We start from the raw sequence: 16201 nt of genomic DNA, 5'->3' as shown, positions 1-16201 counted from the left end.
GCCTGTTGGTTTTGCAGTGTTGCCTTTATTTTCGTTAATCCTCTTTTAGGATTGAACATGATACATCAACATCCAGGAGACCGGGTTTTTTTTCAGTGCGGATTATCAGTCGATCTATACTGATGCCGTGGGGCGATGATTCGATTTGGGTAAGGAACGGTATTAACTTTCCGAGTCTGACTTTTTTTAAGCGGAGGTCAACAATTTCCATGGTCACACTGTCATTGATGTTTTTGGTCGATGGACGCAGGAAATCGACATTTTTTTTGACTTGGTTCTGAGTGGCCAGGCGATCTAAATAGGAAAAAAGGGTAAAGTTACGAGGGAGGTTGCCTTGGCCTAGTGGAGCCTTTAAATTTGTTTCTAAAATTTTTTTTAATTGGCCTTCCAACTTTAAAAGTTTCTCCAGTCGGGTTGTATTGATGGCAATGGTTTGATCCAGTCTTTTTTGGTAGTTGACGAGTGGTATTATAGCCCATTGCCATATGGCCAAAACAACTATTATTCCCGCAAAGAGTAAAATTACAATTTTTCTCTGTGTGTTACTTATCATTATTAGATAGTTTGGTTTTATAATTTAGGTTCTGAGCATTTAGCCTTTCTGGCTTCGCGACTTTTCTTTTTCTATTTTAAGAATCTTTTGTATCACATGAAAGATCGATGTGTAAAGCGAATGCAACCTGTCCATTTGGATCTGTTTTAGCTCCTTTAATCTCCACCTTTTGAAATAAATCTATACTTTCAAGGGATTTTTTTATTTTGTCTACGGTAAAAAAAGAGTCAGTTATTCCCTGAATCCTGATATGTTGATGGTCTGCTGTAAAATTTTTAAATTGTACAGTTAATGTTTTTGGTATCTGAGAGCTTATTAAATTTAAGATTTCTATCATTTTTACTTTAGAGGTAAATAAACTTTTATCGTTTGTGTTTAATTGTTGAATTTTTGACTTAAATAAACTGATATATTGTATGGGAGTTAATTGACCTTGAATATCTTTAAAGTTTCTTGAAATCACTTCATTCATTTTATTGTAAATTTGGTTTAATCTTTTTTTCTTAACATAAATATGAGATATATAACTAAAGGAAATGCTAGCAAGTAGTATAAATAGTGATATTATTATTGTTTTGATGTTGTCTTTATATTTGTAATAATGTTTATATCGTGATTTATTTTGAATAAAATTTAAAGTTTTCGCTTTTTGTCCAAAACCAAGGAATAAGCCCAGATTTGGGCAAAATTTCGGGATATCTTTTTTGCTAATGATTTGAAATAACTTAGAATAAAATTTTAACTTATAAATTTCTTGTACAGGAATGCCGAGTTTTTTTTCAATAGATTCAGGTAGATTTTCCGGGTATGGACCTGAAATTATAATTTGTTCTATGACAAAATCTATTGAGTCGTTGTCTGCTTTGAGTAAAGATATTTTTATTTTGTCGATAAGATGATCATGATTGCTACTATAATTTGTGTTTGATATGTCGCTTGGCGAGCTGTTTTTATGTAGCTTCCATTTAAACTCATGTCCTTCTATAAGTTTATTATTTTCTATGCATAGCAAAAAAGCGCATTCTGGTTCAAAGTGAAGGAGCATGTATCTTTTTGGCCTGGGTTCTGCTATATTACTGCAGAGGGATAAGAGAGAAGAGTAGGGCAAGTCTATGAGAAAAGGATATATATTAACATCTTCAAGGGATTGGACCAGCTCATCTATTTCCTGTTTTTTTATGCCCAGGCATAATATTTGTTGGTTTTGAGCCGCATCTTTTGTGGTAGGTATAAAATCATAATAGAATTCATCCAGTGGAAAAGGAAGGCTATCCTCAAGCTCTTGTGGTAGAATCTCGGAAATTTTGTTTTTGTCAGAAAATGGAAAGGTCAACTTCCTGAGAAAATAATTTTCTGGTAAAATCGACAGCAAGAGACAGTCGTAAATTAACTTTTTTTCTTCAAGTTCCAATTTGATACTTTTGGCTAATTCCGATTTTGATTTAATACCTGACAATTCTTTTTGCCAGCAATTTACATCTGTTATTTGCCCCCATTTTTTTTCTACAAAAAGAAAGTTTAAATAGGAATTTGATATGTGCAAGGTTAAAATTTTTGATAACATTATGAATACTCTACAAAAAGAGGAATAAATTTTATCTTCTTTTTATTTTGTTGTGTTTTTAACTTTAAAATGGCCTGTACTTTTACTTCTGTTTGACCAAATTTGCCTGTACTTAATACAGAAAAGTATCTGGATTTAATGGTTATAAAACTATAAAAATGAATACCTAAAGCTCCAGGCAAATTATTATACCACTCCGATGATGATAATTCATCAAAGTGCATTCTGTCCTGGCGGTATTCAATCATTTCCTGAGCAAAATCCAGGGCATTTTCACCTGGCACACCCGTGTCCCCTTGTTTAATTAAAGAGGCTAAAATATACCGTGGCGCTGTGTTGATATTTACCTTCCCGTCACTAAAAATAGTTACAAGCTCTTTTAATCCGGGACGACCACTGTCCCCAAAATATAAACTGTCACTGATGCCCGCTATATGTCTTAATTCAGATAAAGTTTGGATGGGGCCATTTCTGACCCGGATATTTTTTTTATTTTGGTCATAGTAATCCTGTTCAAACCCTGCTTCTGATTCTGGCAACTCATCGCTGTCCAACCAGTCTTTGATGGCGATGATTATATTATGCGCCTTTTCTGGATCCAGTTGAAAGGCCGGCCCGACCAAGAGATTGAAAAAAGCTTTGCGATATTCTTCTCGCCATCTTCCACGTGAATCAATTAGAAAATTTATGGGGAACTTGGCCTGTTCATCAGCGATTTGTAAAAGGATCTGTCCTTTTTCCGGCGCTGGCAGGTCTAACTCATCCTGCTCATCAGGATGAGCCCATATTTCACCCGGGTGATCGGACTCATTATCTTGTGCTCGATCATAAGTAAGTAATGCCTTTGCCAGAGCAAGGCCAGAACGGGCAAGAACACGACACTTTTCTTTTCTGGCCATATAGATTGTTGATGTTAAATAAACTCGATTTTTGCTCTGTGTTTGCAGGACGATGGTCACTAAAATGGTAATAATCAATAAAGTCAGGATTAGGACACTGCCGTTTTCTTGTTCGACTTTTTTTCTAATTCCCAATTTCCAACTCCTAACCCCATTCACCAACTTCAAACCTTATTCGGTCGTCACTGATGAACTGACCATCCTTCCACAGGGATAAAATAAACAAATTTTCTGCTAAAGTTATTCTCTTCCTTTATTCGCAAGGTTAATTTGACTAAACAAGGCAGAACAGAACCATAAAATTCATTATTTTCACTGTCCCAATCCTCAAATTCCTGTCCCTCTTTATTTAAAAAGAGAAGTGAGAATTCTTGAATATTGTCTGCTATTTCCAGAACATGCCATTTTGTTTGCTGAGAGCTCTTTTGTTTTCTTATCAGAGAAAATAACTCATTATTTTTTTTTAAAAAGTACTGCACTTGATTGATTGTCATGCATGGAAAGATATTATCGAAAGTCAAATCATTGGTTGTTGCCATAGACAATACCAATCGGCTATCTTTGTTGTCGTCTATAGTTTCTAAGGTAGAGGTAGTAGTAAACTTGAAATTTTCTTTTGTACTGTTATCTGCTTTTTTATAATAAGCAGATTGGATATCCTGATAAGTTATATCCATGATGGTTTGAGCCATCTGATTTATTTTAAAATATGTATTAAAATTTTCTGTTAAAGTTAAAGTATTGCTATATACAGCAAAGACAGTAAAAAAAATTATCCCAGCAATGGAAAGAGAAATTAGAATTTCCAGTAAGGTAAAACCATTTTGACGTTTGACGTTTGACGTTCTAGATCCGATATAGTCCTTAGCTCTTAGCCTTTTGTTAGTTCGGCGTTCGATGTTATTTTTCTGAAATATATCAATCATCGCTCCAGAAAAATGCCTCCAATTGGTTTACAGTAGCATCCTGTTTGTAGATTGTTACTTTTAGTCTCCAGAGGTTTTCAATGTTTGTGGCATCAACTTGTATGTCATATTCTAAGCCTTTCTTTTCTATTTCCATTGGAAACTGATCATATTTTTTTATTCCAAAAGTCTGAATATGAGCCATTATATTCTGAGCAAGAAGGTTTGCCATGATTTCTTCTTCTGCAGCTTGGTTTGTGTCTTCTATTGAAATATTGGCCTTTAAAACTGCAACTAACGCGATACTTAAAATGGCCAGAGATATGAGCACCTCCATCAGGGTAAAACCAGAGGGAATGGTGGATGTCAAATGTTGAGTGTTGAATGGGTAAAGGTGTTTCACATTGAACTTTTTCACTGTGTCACTTTTCCCGATGCAACTTCCATGCGTGCGAATGGTTTGATAATTATGTGAAAATAATTTTCGTCATCCTTAAAATTGATTATGCCGCTTAAGTTAAGTCCATTTGGCAGAAAAATAAACTTTACCGGTCCAGAAGTTTCAGGCACCCCTTTTGGTGTGATAATACTTACTATATCAAGGTGTTCAGGGACGCTAATTTTTTGAGGCTCTCTTTTGGGGTTGGTGTCCTGGTTGTGAGTGTTCAGCCAGAAATATTCCCTGCCTACCCCTGTTTTGAGCTGAAAAGTCAGGGAAACCGGGCCGCCGGAAAGCATGGCTTGGTTCCTGGCCTCTTGAAGCGCTCCGTGCAACTTGCGTAAGAAACTTTTCTTTTCATTGACAAATAATCCGGAGCTAATTTTGGGAGCCAAAAAACCCAGTCCAATGGACAAAATCAGAATGACCACCACAAGTTCGATCAGGGTGAAGCCTTTTAGTGTGTTAGTGTCTGAAATCTTCATTCAACATTAATCCAGTTCCCAACTGCCTATGTCTTTGTTATGTCCGTCTCCGCCTTCAGCACCGTCAGCTCCAAGGCTGATAATATCAAAATCATCATGTTCTCCTGGGCAGATATAAATATAGTCGTTGCCCCATGGGTCTTTGGGGATTTTGGGTAAATAACCATTGGGGGGATAATTTTTAGGTTCTTGACCAACAGTTGGTTTTTCCACTAGCGCTTGTAAACCCTGTTCTGTCGACGGATAAAATCCATTGTCTAGTTTAAATTTTTTCAGGGCCGTCACTAACTCGCCCATCTGAAGTTTAGCTTTGACAATCCTGGCCTTGTCCGGTTCGTCCATTAGTCTTGGCACAATTAAACCGGCCAAGACACCGAGGATAATAATGACCACTAGAATTTCAATTAAGGTGAAGCCTTTTTGTCGCTGCTTTTGAGCAGTTTCTGATAGATATCTTGCTTGTGTGCGCATTAATTTATTTTTTGTCTTCATATCCGCCTCCTGACTTTTTAGTCCTATAGCTTTCATTTATTCTCATTTTAAGTCACTTTTTATCTTCAGTGTATAAGTTAAATCATCTTTAACAAGCCGGACATAGTTCTTTTCAATAGATATTAATTTATACCCTGATACCTCTTCACCTTGGCGGAGGATTTTTTCATTTATTACAGCACATCGTTGTTCAGGTTCAATATCCCAGACTATAGCGCTTAAATTAAGATCCGTGGCTACTCTGGTTTGACAGATCAGATTTTGGGTCTGGGAAATGTTATTGTCTTGTGTTTCCGGTCCAGGTGGCATATTGTTTTCATGCTTAATTTCTGTTTTGGTTTGATTAGTGTAAACCGTATTTAAGCGTTTAATCTCTTGGCGTAATGAATTCAAGGCTATGACTAATTGATTTTGCGTTGAATTGCTGTCATCTTGGTCAGCAAGGTTTTGGCGTTGAGTTGTGTGCAGTTTGCTTTTGAAGCTGGAATTATCAAAAGTTGATGCAATAGTGTTCAGAGTAAACTGTTCTCTAAATCCATATAATGTTAATTTAGAAATTTGTTTTGGAGAAGCCAAAGAGATAAACCCAAGAATAAAAAATGCGAATAGATAAATTTTGATTGTAGGAGTTGGAGGGTAAAATGTCGAGTGTTTATTTTGCAGCACAGCCTTTTTTAAAGTGGACGGGGTGATTTTTTGTTGTTTATGACTATAAAGATAGTCAAGACAAAGGTCGCAAACTTTGTTTACCTGACGGGGAATTCCCCTTGTCCAGAGCCATATCTTTCTGGATGCCCGGAAAGAAATTTGGATCTTGTCAGCTAACCCGGATTTAGTCAGCCGATATTGGATGTAGTTTCGAGTATCCTTGGCGCTTAAACCGGATAAAAATATTCGTCCACCAATGCGTTGATATAGGGAAGCAAAACGAGGTTGTCTGAGAGTGTTTTCCAACTCTGGTTGGCCTGCAATCACGATTTGTAAAAGGTGGACATTGTCAGCCTGAAGATTAGATAGAATAAGGATAAATTCAAATAGTTCAGGGCCTAAAAGATGGCCTTCATCCAAGAAAAGCACAGGGTTTTTTTTGTTGTTATGTAACTTTAGGAGTTTGTTATGTAGTAGAGTCAAAAAATCATTATTGCTGGAAGCAGTTAGGTTAAATTCCTGAAGCACTTTTTGTTCAAACTGTTTTGGGGTTAAAAAAGGATTTCCTATTAAACCGATTGCAAACTCCTGAGCATAATTTGCTTGAATATATCGGCACAAAGTTGTTTTCCCTGTGCCTATTTTTCCCATTAATAAAAAAAGACCTTTTTTTGCTCTAAGAAATTTAAGTAATAGGTTCAGTGCTGCCTGGTGTTCTTTAGATGGAAAGAATAAGTATGGATCAGGAGCGTTATGGAATGGATGTCGATAGTTCATGGTTGAAATATAAGGATTCTTGGTCTCTTGTATCCTCAAAAAGTACACATTGTAAGCTTCTGTCGTTATGGAAAATGAAAATGTTAAATGTTGAATGAGGAATTAAAAAAAATATATTATGGTAGCTGAGAAGATATTTCAAATATACAGCACTTGACTCCGTTACAATTTTTTATTTTACCAGATGACTCATTTCAAAAATGGGTAATAACACCGCCAGAACAACAAAGCCAACCAAGCCTCCCAGGAACAAAATCATAATAGGCTCTAATAAGGACGTGATGACTACAAGCCTGGAACCGATTTCATTTTCGTAAGTTTCCGCCACCTTGAGAAGCATGTCTCCAAGTTTACCGCTTTGTTCACCTGCGGAGGCCATCTGAACAACAGGAGAAGGAAATATTCGGCTCTCATGAAGGGCGTCTGCCATGTTTTCTCCCTGGCTAATTTTTTGCTGCATTAAGTCCACCGCTTCGGTAAATACAACATTGTTGATTGCATTGCGGACAATGTGCAAAGCTGTAGTCAAAGGGACATGGTTATTGAGGAGAGTACCTAACGTGCGTGTAAATCTTGCTATAGCCATTTTGTTATATAGAGTTCCTAAAAGAGGCGTTTTTAATTTTAACTGGTCAACAATTCTTTTACCTTTGTCCGTCTGACTGAATTTATAAACAGCACCAGGTGATAAGATGATGAACATGAGTATAACCCACCAGTAGTATTGGAACAAGTGACTTACAGTTATCAAAATGGTCGTGGGCAGGGGCAATGCCTGTTCAAGATTAAAAAAGATTTTTGTGATTTTGGGAACAACATAACCCATTAAAAAAAAGATTACACTTATACCTGCTACGAGCAAGAGAAGTGGATAGGCAAGGGCGGATTGTACTTTACGGCTCAGGGCAAGCTGTTGTTCTGCCATGTCTGCTAATCTTTCTAAAACAAGTTCTAATGTGCCTGAATTTTCTCCGGCCCTGACCATAGAAGTGATAGTTTGATCAAAGACATGACTTTGTTCCTCCATGGCAGCTGACAGGCTTGCTCCTTCATTGATTCGTTCTTTTATCTGGACGAGCATTTTTTTTAGGGCAGAATCTTTCATTTGACCAATTACTAGGGTCAGGGCGTTGAGCAAAGGGAGGCCAGCGTTCAAAAGGGTTGCTAATTGGCGTTGAAATATTGCTAGTTCGGTCCGGCTTATGCGGGGTTTGAAGAGATTTAGGCCGGAGATTTTTTGTTCTTTTTTTGGGGTTTTAATAAGAGATATGGAAGAAATGAATATCCCCTGCTTGCGCAACCTGGTTTTAGCTGCGTTTTTGCCTGGAGCATCAATGACTCCTTTTTTGCTTTTCCCACGCAGGTCATAGCCTTTATATTCATAAACAGGCATTTTGACACCTTAGTTAGCTTTTAGCATCAACCAGCTGGCATAAACTATTAAATTAATAACACCCCTAAAGAGCCTATGGCCAAACCTTTTTATCAACTTATTTATCAACTTAATTTCCAAGGTTTATTTCAGTCTTGGTTTCTTTCATGCTGGTACAAAGACTTGGACCCATCTAAAATTTGTTTGCGGACAGAGCATAATGGGATACTTTGGGTAAACAAATATTCTTTTTATTGCCAAGAGTTATGGTCAATATCGCAAAGTATTTAGCCCATTCATCTCGATGCTCTGTTCTTCCGCAAGCTTCGTCAAGATGGGTTACCCAAGCCGTTTGTAATGCATTTCAGAAACCAAGACTTTCAATCAGCGGTTAAAATGGGGTTTGGCCACATGCCCTAAAGTTGCGCTACGCGTAAAACTTCACTTACGGTGGTTAGTCCTTTGAGAACTTTTTCAATACCATCCTGGCGCAGGGTTTTCATTCCTCCCTGAATTGCTTTATTTCTAATTACGTTGGCATCAGATGATTTTAAAATCAGACTCTGGAGTTCATTATTTATGACTATAAGTTCAAAAATCCCTGTACGACCTTTATAGCCAGTATTAAGACAATGTTCACATCCTTTGGCTTGACCAATTGTTATTTCCTTCTCCTTATCATTTAACCCCAACTGTTGGGCCTCTATGGCCGATGGACGATATTGTTGCTTGCAATGAGGGCATAAAATGCGAACCAGGCGTTGTGCAATAATTGCCCGTACGGCTGTGGAAACCAGAAACGGTTCGATGCCCATGTCAATAAGTCGGGTAATGGCACTTGGCGCATCATTGGTATGCAAAGTGGAGAAGACCAGATGGCCGGTCAGAGCAGCTTGGATTGCAATTTCTGCAGTTTCCAGATCTCTTATTTCGCCTACCAAAATCACGTCGGGATCTTGTCTCACCATAGAGCGGAGGCCCGAGGAAAAGGTAAGCCCGATTTTGGGGTTAACCTGCATTTGTCCGATGCCTTCCAATCGGTACTCTATGGGATCTTCAATTGTCAGGATATTTTTTTCGGGGGAGTTTATGTGATTTAAAGCAGAATATAAGGTTGTAGTTTTACCGCTGCCAGTTGGACCGGTAACCAGAATAATACCATGTGATAACGTTAGTAATTGCTTAAGTTGGGTTAAGTTATGCTCGTTCAAGCCAATGTCGTTTAGAGCCAAAAGTCGAGCTCCTTTTTCCAGGAGTCTTAGAACGATTCTTTCTCCGTATGAAGTAGGTAGACTGGATACGCGCAGGTCTACCTGCCTGTTGCCTATTTTAATTTCAATTCTACCGTCTTGAGGTAATCTCTTTTCAGCAATGTTTAGCCCGGCCATTATCTTCACCCGCGAGACCATATGCGGATGGATTTTGCGGGGCAATGAGAGAAAATCATATAAAATTCCATCCAGACGGAAACGGACTTTTAAGTTGTGTTCATATGGCTCAATATGTATATCGCTGGCCTGGCCGCGTACAGCCTGGGTGATGATGTGGTTGACTAGCTTTATGATCGGAGAATCGTCTGCTTCGTCCAATAAGTCGATGCTGCCCTGTTCTAGCTCGGATAAAAAGTCTTCACTTTCACTGTTTAAATCGTCAATGATTTCATCTGGTTCTGCTTCGATTTGCCCAAAGACGCGATTTATGGTCGTGATTATTTCGTTTTTGGGGCAGAGCTGGAATTCAATTGAATCTGGTTGAAAAATAATTTTTAAATCCGCAAGCAAACCATCCAAAAAGGGAAGATTAGCTGCCAGGACAAGATGATTTTCCTGAAGACGCAATGGAACAAAACAATGCTTCTTTAGATAGTGAAGCGGTAGTTTTTGAACAAGCTCTGCATCAATCTCTTCTTCCGAAATCTTATTTATAAATACTAGGCCTAATTCTTTGGCCAATAACGGTAATAGTTCTTCTTCTCTTATCTTCTTGGTTTGTAAAAGGTAGCCTAGCATGCTCCTGTTTTTATCTCTGATTTCCTGAACAAGAGGTTTGACTTCCTCTTCAGAAATCAGACCGTGGTCAATAAGGAATGATGTAAGTGATGTGCGCATGCTCTTGTGTCTCGCCTGGTCTCGACTTAAGTTAATATTCTGCCCAAATAAAAGGTTTTATGATTGGCTCGGCCTTGCCGCTAGGACCAAAACGAAGGTTGTCCAGGAGCTCTGCCTTGCTCAGGTATATTTTTCGGGCATCATTTGGGTTGGCCAGCACGTAAGGGGTAATAAAGACCATTAAGTTTGTTCTATTATTTTTTTTCGTGTTTGATTTGAACAACCAACCCAGAACAGGGATGTCACTAAGGCCTGGCACTCCTTGAGTGGTGTCTTCCTTTCCTTTCTCCAGAAGCCCTGCAATGACGATGGTTTCGCCGTTTCTCACTTCAACGGTTGTTTCGGCGGTTCTTTTTTTGGTAGTAGGTGCTATGGCCACGACTCCCTGCGCTTCGTCCGATACAACCTGGTTCACGATACGGCTGACTTCCTGAAAAATTTTCAGTTTGACTGAGCCCTTATCATTTATCTGAGGCGTAACTTTAAGGGTGACTCCCACATCCTTGTATTCGATGTTTTGAATGGCCCGGTCAGTACTGGAAGTACCTTGATCTATTCTCGTGGTAAAAGGTATATTGTCAGCAACAATAATTTTAGCTTCTTCATTCTCCATAGTCATGATCTGGGGATATGAAATAATGTTAAAGCTGGAATCGTTTTTAGCCAAATTAAGTAAGGTGGCTAAATTATAGACTGTAATGCCGTTAAAGGTGAAGGGAAATGAAATGAGCCCCAGGGAAAGACCGGGAGGAGGCGTGAGGGTATCCGTACTAAGCAAGTTTGGTGGCCCGCCCGGATTGGAGCCTACAAACCCAACAGTATCTTTATCCATATGAAAAATATTTTTTTGTCCGGCCAGGTTCCAATTCACTCCCAGTGACTTAATTTTTGATTCTGAAATTTCCATGATCGCAGCCTCTATAAAAACCTGTTTACGCGGGGCATCCAGTTGAGAAATAATTGGTTCAAGTACTGCAAACTCTTCAGGTTCAGCAGTAATGACCAGGCTATTGGTTGCTTTGTCAGCCACGATTTTTATATTTTTAGAAATAATCGGTTCGTTTTGAGTCTTGCTTTTTGCTCCTGCCAAACCCGACAGTACTTTGGCTAATTTTTCCGCCTCGGCATTTTCGAGATGGACTACCTGCACTTTACTTTTTCCTTTTGGGGTAGGTCTATCAATTTTTGTAATTAGCTCTTTGATTTTTTGTAAATCTTTTTTGTCAGCCAGGAGAATGACTGCATTTAGTCTTTCATCGGCTAGAGCCAGGGCAGGAGTGGCAGCGCCATTTTTGGTTATTCTTTTTTTAGTATGCAAGAGTTTGTTAATATGATTGCAGATTTTGGTCGCTGATGCATATTCCAAATGAACTAATTCCATGTGCACATCTACACCCGGCGCGTCAATTTCTTTAATAATTCGTAGCAACCTGCGGATATTAGAGGCATAATCGGCCAAGATAAGTGTTTCCGTGGGGGAGTACGCAACCAATAAGCCCTGCTTGGAAACCATGGGAATAAGTATTTTGCGCACTTCATGAGCTGAAGCATATTCCAGCGGTATAATTTGTGTAACTAATTTATCCTCTGAGCCAGGTACTCCGTTGCTTGATTTGTATGTCTGAATATTTTTCTGGCGAGCAGAAATAGTGGGGACAATTTTAATCACATCTCCAGAAGGGACAGTAGTAAAACCATTTACTTCCAGGACAGATTCAAATACCTTGTAAGCTTCATTGAGTGTAATGCTTTTAGGCGATAAAACAGTGACCTTACCTTTAACTTTGTTGTCAATTATAAAGTTTTTTCCTGTTAATTCACTGATGAATTTGATAAAGACCCTAATATCAACGTCATCAAAGTCCATGGTTATTTGCTTGGCGGCGTTATCTGCAAAAGTAGGTACTGGCATTGATAACAAAAACAATAAAAAATATATAAATATTCTCATATGTAGCATTTCCATTCCCTCTGTAGTTGTTTCGGCGTAAATAGACCAAATTTTTTTACCGCAGACTTATCAGCCTGCAGATTGACTGTCTGTTAAACTGTCGGTCTTTAGTCAGGAAAGTCACAAATTTATGTGTCATTGCTGGCGGTTACATTTACACTAGTATATCAGATATTCTAGCGTCTCTTCCTTTCCTCCTCGCGATATTTTTAGCTTAATTTTATTTTTATCTTTGAGTCGTTCATAAAGGTTGAGCAATTTTTTAGGATTATCCAATTTTTCCTTATTTATATCCAGAAGCACATCCCCATTTTGTAGCCCGAGTTGTGTATAAATGCTGTTTGGTTTTATCTTGGTGATTTTAAAGCCAGCTATTTGGCCGCGTTTAATGTAGGGTTGTATCAGAGCATCTTGCATGATATTGGCCAAATTACTCATGGAAGTTTCGATCATTTTTCTGGGGATCTTTATTTTTCCTTTTGTTGTACGACTTGAATTCTTTTGTTTATTTTTTAATTCTTCTGGATGCATGCTTAAAATCTCATCTCGTTTTCCTGTATTAACGATCACATAAGTGCGCAAAATTTTTTTTATCAGAGCATTTTTGATTCTGTCTCCCACATGATAAAGGCCTTGTTCTCTTTTTGTTAAATCTTCTATGATAGCTGTTGAGACGTCCCCATCCCTGTCCACGATAGTCCCTACAAGTTTAAGCCTGAGCGTGGCCAACGGGAGATCTTCTGGCTTTTGCTCTTCTTCTTTTTGGATAGCAGGTTTATAAGGTTCTCCGCCAAATAAATTTCTATCAATAATGGACTTATAATTTAGGGTCAGAGGATTTATCTTGGTACTGGTATTGGCTGAAAAATTTGGCTTTTGAGGATTAGGTAGGGTCAGTCCAGGCTCTGGGAAAAGTTTAAAGGCTAGCCAGTTAGTTATTGTTTTGCCCAGACAAATGGATGAGATAACTATACTTACCCCGAGCACTATATATTTTAGATTGTTAGAGTGTGCAATGGTTAGGAAAAATTCTCGGCAGGTGTTGATAATTTCACTCAATTTTTCATTGTTTAACAATTTGTGGCCCATTGTCCGCATCTTCCTTCCTTCATCATTCGACCGGACATTCTCCACTATTTTGCAATTGTTTGTACCGATCGCATAGACCTAATTTGCAGGCTTGGTTTAAATCAGCACAGCCTAATTTGCGTTTGTTTTTACGCAGACGCAGAATCCCTCGATTATAATAAGCAGGAGCAAATTCAGGATCCAGAGATAAAGCACGGGAATAATCGTCAAGGGCCTGGTCTATTTCGCCTGAGGCCTCATAAATAAGAGCTCGATTATAATATGCATGGACATCTGTGGGATTGAGAGCCGTAGCCTGAGTCAAATCCTGCAAGGCCTGTTGTACTTTACCCGACTTTAAGTAGGCAATGCCACGGTTTAAGTAAGCACTTGTAAAGTTAGGTTTGGAGCTAACTGCCTGTGTGTAGCAGTAAGCTGCACGATCATATTGTCTTTTTTGTAAATAAATGTTGCCAAGATTGTAGTGTGTCAATGGATTACTTGGGTCTATGTTTAATGCAAGTTGCAAAATTTTTTTTGCATCATCTAAGTTGTTAATTTCTGCATAGGCTACAGATTTGTTTATATAAGCTTGAACAAAGTCAGGCTTTAATGAAATGGCTCGTGTAAAGTTTTCAATGGCATTAGAGTAAAGTTTTAACTTGGCTTGGCAGAGTCCCTTGTTAAAATACAAGGTTGCATTGGCAGGCTCGTTTTTTATAGCTAGATTAAAAGCTCTTATGGCTTTTTCATACTCGCCCCTTGTGTAAAAAAACAGGCCACGTTTAACATTGGATATTGGTTTCAGTTGGCTGTCTGGTTTGCTTTTGTAAGCTGCACAACCTGCAAATATTAAGAATAAGCAGATTAAAAATTTTGTTGCGTTTGTTGCAGACATTGAGAACCTTGCGTTTTTTTGAGTTGTTAAGAGTTTATTTAGGATGATGGTGACGGAAAAGGTCGATTGCCCCAATTTGTAATTTATTCCCAAGACTGTCTTGCCATCTTTACATCGCTTAACGTTATTTCCGAACGAAGGGAAGAAGTTTCTTCCATATATTCAGGATTCTTCACCTAGTCCTGCCTCAGGCGAGAGAATAACTGTAAAGGGCTTATAAGGTATGTTTTTTTGTATGTGGTAATGGTTTTTATTAAACTGGGTCAGAAATAACCAATAATTTTGAGTCACATTTGGTATAGAGTGGGGTAGTCAGTAGTCATAGGAGAAGGTTGTGATTGTCTAAGAATATAAGGAAAACGCCTAGTACAGTAAAAGCTTAAGTCAGTAGGGCATAATTGCTAGTCAGGAGCGCTTATTTCTTTCATCTCGTTAAACTTCCCTTCTTCCCAATTTTCCCAATTGAGGCCAGGCTGTGTCGAAATTTGGCACATCCTCTTGACGCCTCTCTTTTGGTGTTTATTATATATTGCAAAAAAAGATTCATGGAGGTGATAATTATGGTAATCGATTTTAGTGCATTTTATGATTTGCCAAGACAAATAGATAGATTTTTTGATGAATTCTGGAAACCAAATGTAATTAGCCAGAGACGGGCATCATATCCACCTATCAATATAACTGAGGATCAAGCTAATATCTATGTAACTGCTGAAATTCCTGGGATGGATATTGACGATTTAGAATTAACTTTAACCGATGGCAGTGTAGTTATCAAAGGTAACAGAAAGGCAGATAATGGTAATTACTATCGACAGGAAAGACCAACTGGTGTATTCCAAAGAGTTATAAATTTAAATGTACCAATTGAAGCTGATAAAGTAAAAGCAAAAATGAAGGACGGATTGTTGGAAATAGTTTTGCCAAAAGCTGATGAAGCCAAACCAAAGAAAATCAGTATAGAAACTGAATAATGGGAGGTGAGCATAATGACCCAAGAAGTAACCAAAAAAGAGACCAATACACTGCCACGCTTTGCTCCTAATACTGATATTATAGAACGAGAAGATGGATTTCATATATATATGGACCTTCCTGGAGTGAGCAAGGATGATTTAAGAATTGATCTTAAAGACAACGAACTCCAGGTTAGTGCCAGGGCTGTTTATCCTAAGAGGGAAAATGTAAACAATATCCATCTTGAATTTGGCGATAGTGAATATGTGCGTAATTTTACCATCTCTGACATTGTTGATCGCCAAAATATTAAAGCAACATTAAAAAACGGTGTATTGGAGCTTTTCTTGCCTAAGGCAGAAAAGGCCAAACCGAGAAAAATCGAGATTCAGGCTGAATAATATAAACAAGACATTAGAATAAAGGAGGTGATATTATGTTTGAAAGAATGTTCCCGGTCTTACGGAGAAAAAAAGAGTCCGAGATAAAGAGTCCTCAAACCATTTTTGACCTGTTTGAAGAAATGTGGAGACAGCCATTTTTGGGTTTTGAGCAATTTACACCTGGCTTCGTCCCTGCAGTTGAAGTAAGTGAAAAAGATGATGAAATAGTCGTGCGGGCAGAAATTCCTGGTCTGGATACCAAAGATTTGGATGTAACTATTGAAAATAACTATCTGATTATCAAGGGAGAAAAAAAGAGGGAAAAGAAAGAGGAAAAAGAGAATATGGTACACATGGAGTGTTCTTACGGCTCTTTCTACCGTACTATTCCTTTAACTACCGAAGTGGATAAGGATAAAATTAAAGCTAAATATAAAAAAGGTGTTTTAACCATTACGCTACCGAAGGTTGAGTCTGCCAAAGCCAAACGTATTGCCATTGAAAGTTAATAAAATTTCAAAAGAGCAAAAAAAAGGAGGGTGTACCCTCCTTTTTTTGTTTTTCTTGGTGCCCGGGGCCAGACTCGAACTGGCACGAAGCTAAGCTTCGAGGGATTTTAAGTTTCTCGACATACCATTTCACTTAATATTATTTCTTTTCATAAAAAGCCACAAAAGCCTTGACATATCAAGCTTAACCCCC

At 38.2% G+C, this 16201-nt stretch carries 16 protein-coding genes; 3 read left to right on the top strand and 13 right to left on the bottom strand.

Annotated elements, in window-relative coordinates:
- Positions 1-34 precede the first annotated feature (34 nt).
- The 13 genes from AC3WVG_RS02420 to AC3WVG_RS02360 form a co-directional block, all read right to left on the bottom strand.
- Positions 35-553, bottom strand: coding sequence for a type II secretion system protein M (locus AC3WVG_RS02420; protein WP_488796586.1), 519 nt, complete (start codon positions 551-553; stop codon positions 35-37).
- 76 nt (positions 554-629) lie between these two features.
- Positions 630-2117 carry a PilN domain-containing protein gene (locus tag AC3WVG_RS02415; protein ID WP_488796585.1) on the bottom strand — a complete coding sequence of 496 codons (1488 nt, stop codon included), beginning with the start codon at positions 2115-2117 and terminating at the stop codon, positions 630-632.
- Complete coding sequence (gene gspK / locus AC3WVG_RS02410) at positions 2117-3151, bottom strand: type II secretion system minor pseudopilin GspK (RefSeq protein WP_488796584.1); 1035 nt, start codon at positions 3149-3151, stop codon at positions 2117-2119. Before gspK ends, AC3WVG_RS02415 begins: the two co-directional genes overlap by 1 nt.
- A 47-nt stretch (positions 3152-3198) precedes the next feature.
- A complete protein-coding gene (locus tag AC3WVG_RS02405) occupies positions 3199-3942 on the bottom strand; it encodes a PilW family protein (protein WP_488796583.1) in 744 nt (247 codons plus the stop codon).
- A complete protein-coding gene (locus AC3WVG_RS02400; protein ID WP_488796609.1) occupies positions 3935-4324 on the bottom strand; it encodes a type IV pilus modification PilV family protein in 390 nt (129 codons plus the stop codon). The genes AC3WVG_RS02405 and AC3WVG_RS02400 overlap by 8 nt, the downstream gene beginning before the upstream one ends.
- A gap of 11 nt (positions 4325-4335) precedes the next feature.
- A complete protein-coding gene (locus AC3WVG_RS02395; protein WP_488796582.1) occupies positions 4336-4845 on the bottom strand; it encodes a GspH/FimT family pseudopilin in 510 nt (169 codons plus the stop codon).
- A 6-nt stretch (positions 4846-4851) separates the two neighbouring features.
- Positions 4852-5337 (bottom strand): type II secretion system major pseudopilin GspG, encoded by a 486-nt coding sequence (gene gspG, locus AC3WVG_RS02390; RefSeq protein ID WP_488796581.1) that lies wholly within the window; start codon positions 5335-5337, stop codon positions 4852-4854.
- A gap of 42 nt (positions 5338-5379) precedes the next feature.
- Complete coding sequence (locus AC3WVG_RS02385) at positions 5380-6762, bottom strand: ExeA family protein (protein ID WP_488796608.1); 1383 nt, start codon at positions 6760-6762, stop codon at positions 5380-5382.
- A 172-nt stretch (positions 6763-6934) separates the two neighbouring features.
- The gene (locus tag AC3WVG_RS02380; RefSeq protein WP_488796580.1) at positions 6935-8155 is read right to left on the bottom strand and encodes a type II secretion system F family protein; all 1221 of its coding nucleotides are present in this window, start codon (positions 8153-8155) and stop codon (positions 6935-6937) included.
- Between the two features lie 395 nt (positions 8156-8550).
- Positions 8551-10242, bottom strand: coding sequence for a type II secretion system ATPase GspE (gene gspE / locus AC3WVG_RS02375; RefSeq protein WP_488796579.1), 1692 nt, complete (start codon positions 10240-10242; stop codon positions 8551-8553).
- Positions 10243-10273: 31 nt separating this feature from the next.
- Positions 10274-12193 carry a type II secretion system secretin GspD gene (gspD, locus tag AC3WVG_RS02370; RefSeq protein ID WP_488796578.1) on the bottom strand — a complete coding sequence of 640 codons (1920 nt, stop codon included), beginning with the start codon at positions 12191-12193 and terminating at the stop codon, positions 10274-10276.
- Positions 12194-12352: 159 nt separating this feature from the next.
- Positions 12353-13282, bottom strand: coding sequence for a type II secretion system protein N (locus tag AC3WVG_RS02365; RefSeq protein WP_488796577.1), 930 nt, complete (start codon positions 13280-13282; stop codon positions 12353-12355).
- Positions 13283-13304: 22 nt separating this feature from the next.
- A complete protein-coding gene (locus AC3WVG_RS02360; protein WP_488796576.1) occupies positions 13305-14159 on the bottom strand; it encodes a tetratricopeptide repeat protein in 855 nt (284 codons plus the stop codon).
- Positions 14160-14719: 560 nt separating this feature from the next.
- Between AC3WVG_RS02360 and AC3WVG_RS02355 the strand changes: the two genes are divergently transcribed.
- The 3 genes from AC3WVG_RS02355 to AC3WVG_RS02345 are packed head-to-tail and all read left to right on the top strand — an operon-like array spanning position 14720 to position 16008.
- Positions 14720-15133, top strand: a complete 414-nt coding sequence (locus AC3WVG_RS02355; protein WP_488796575.1) for an Hsp20/alpha crystallin family protein — start codon at positions 14720-14722, stop codon at positions 15131-15133.
- Positions 15134-15148: 15 nt separating this feature from the next.
- Positions 15149-15517, top strand: coding sequence for an Hsp20/alpha crystallin family protein (locus tag AC3WVG_RS02350; RefSeq protein ID WP_488796574.1), 369 nt, complete (start codon positions 15149-15151; stop codon positions 15515-15517).
- Between the two features lie 35 nt (positions 15518-15552).
- Positions 15553-16008 (top strand): Hsp20/alpha crystallin family protein, encoded by a 456-nt coding sequence (locus AC3WVG_RS02345; protein WP_488796573.1) that lies wholly within the window; start codon positions 15553-15555, stop codon positions 16006-16008.
- The last annotated feature ends 193 nt before the right edge of the window (positions 16009-16201 follow it).

The organism is Desulfovulcanus sp., assembly GCF_982781345.1.
The sequence above is the reverse complement of the archived record's forward strand: the minus strand, read 5'-3'. Positions and strand labels throughout refer to the sequence as shown.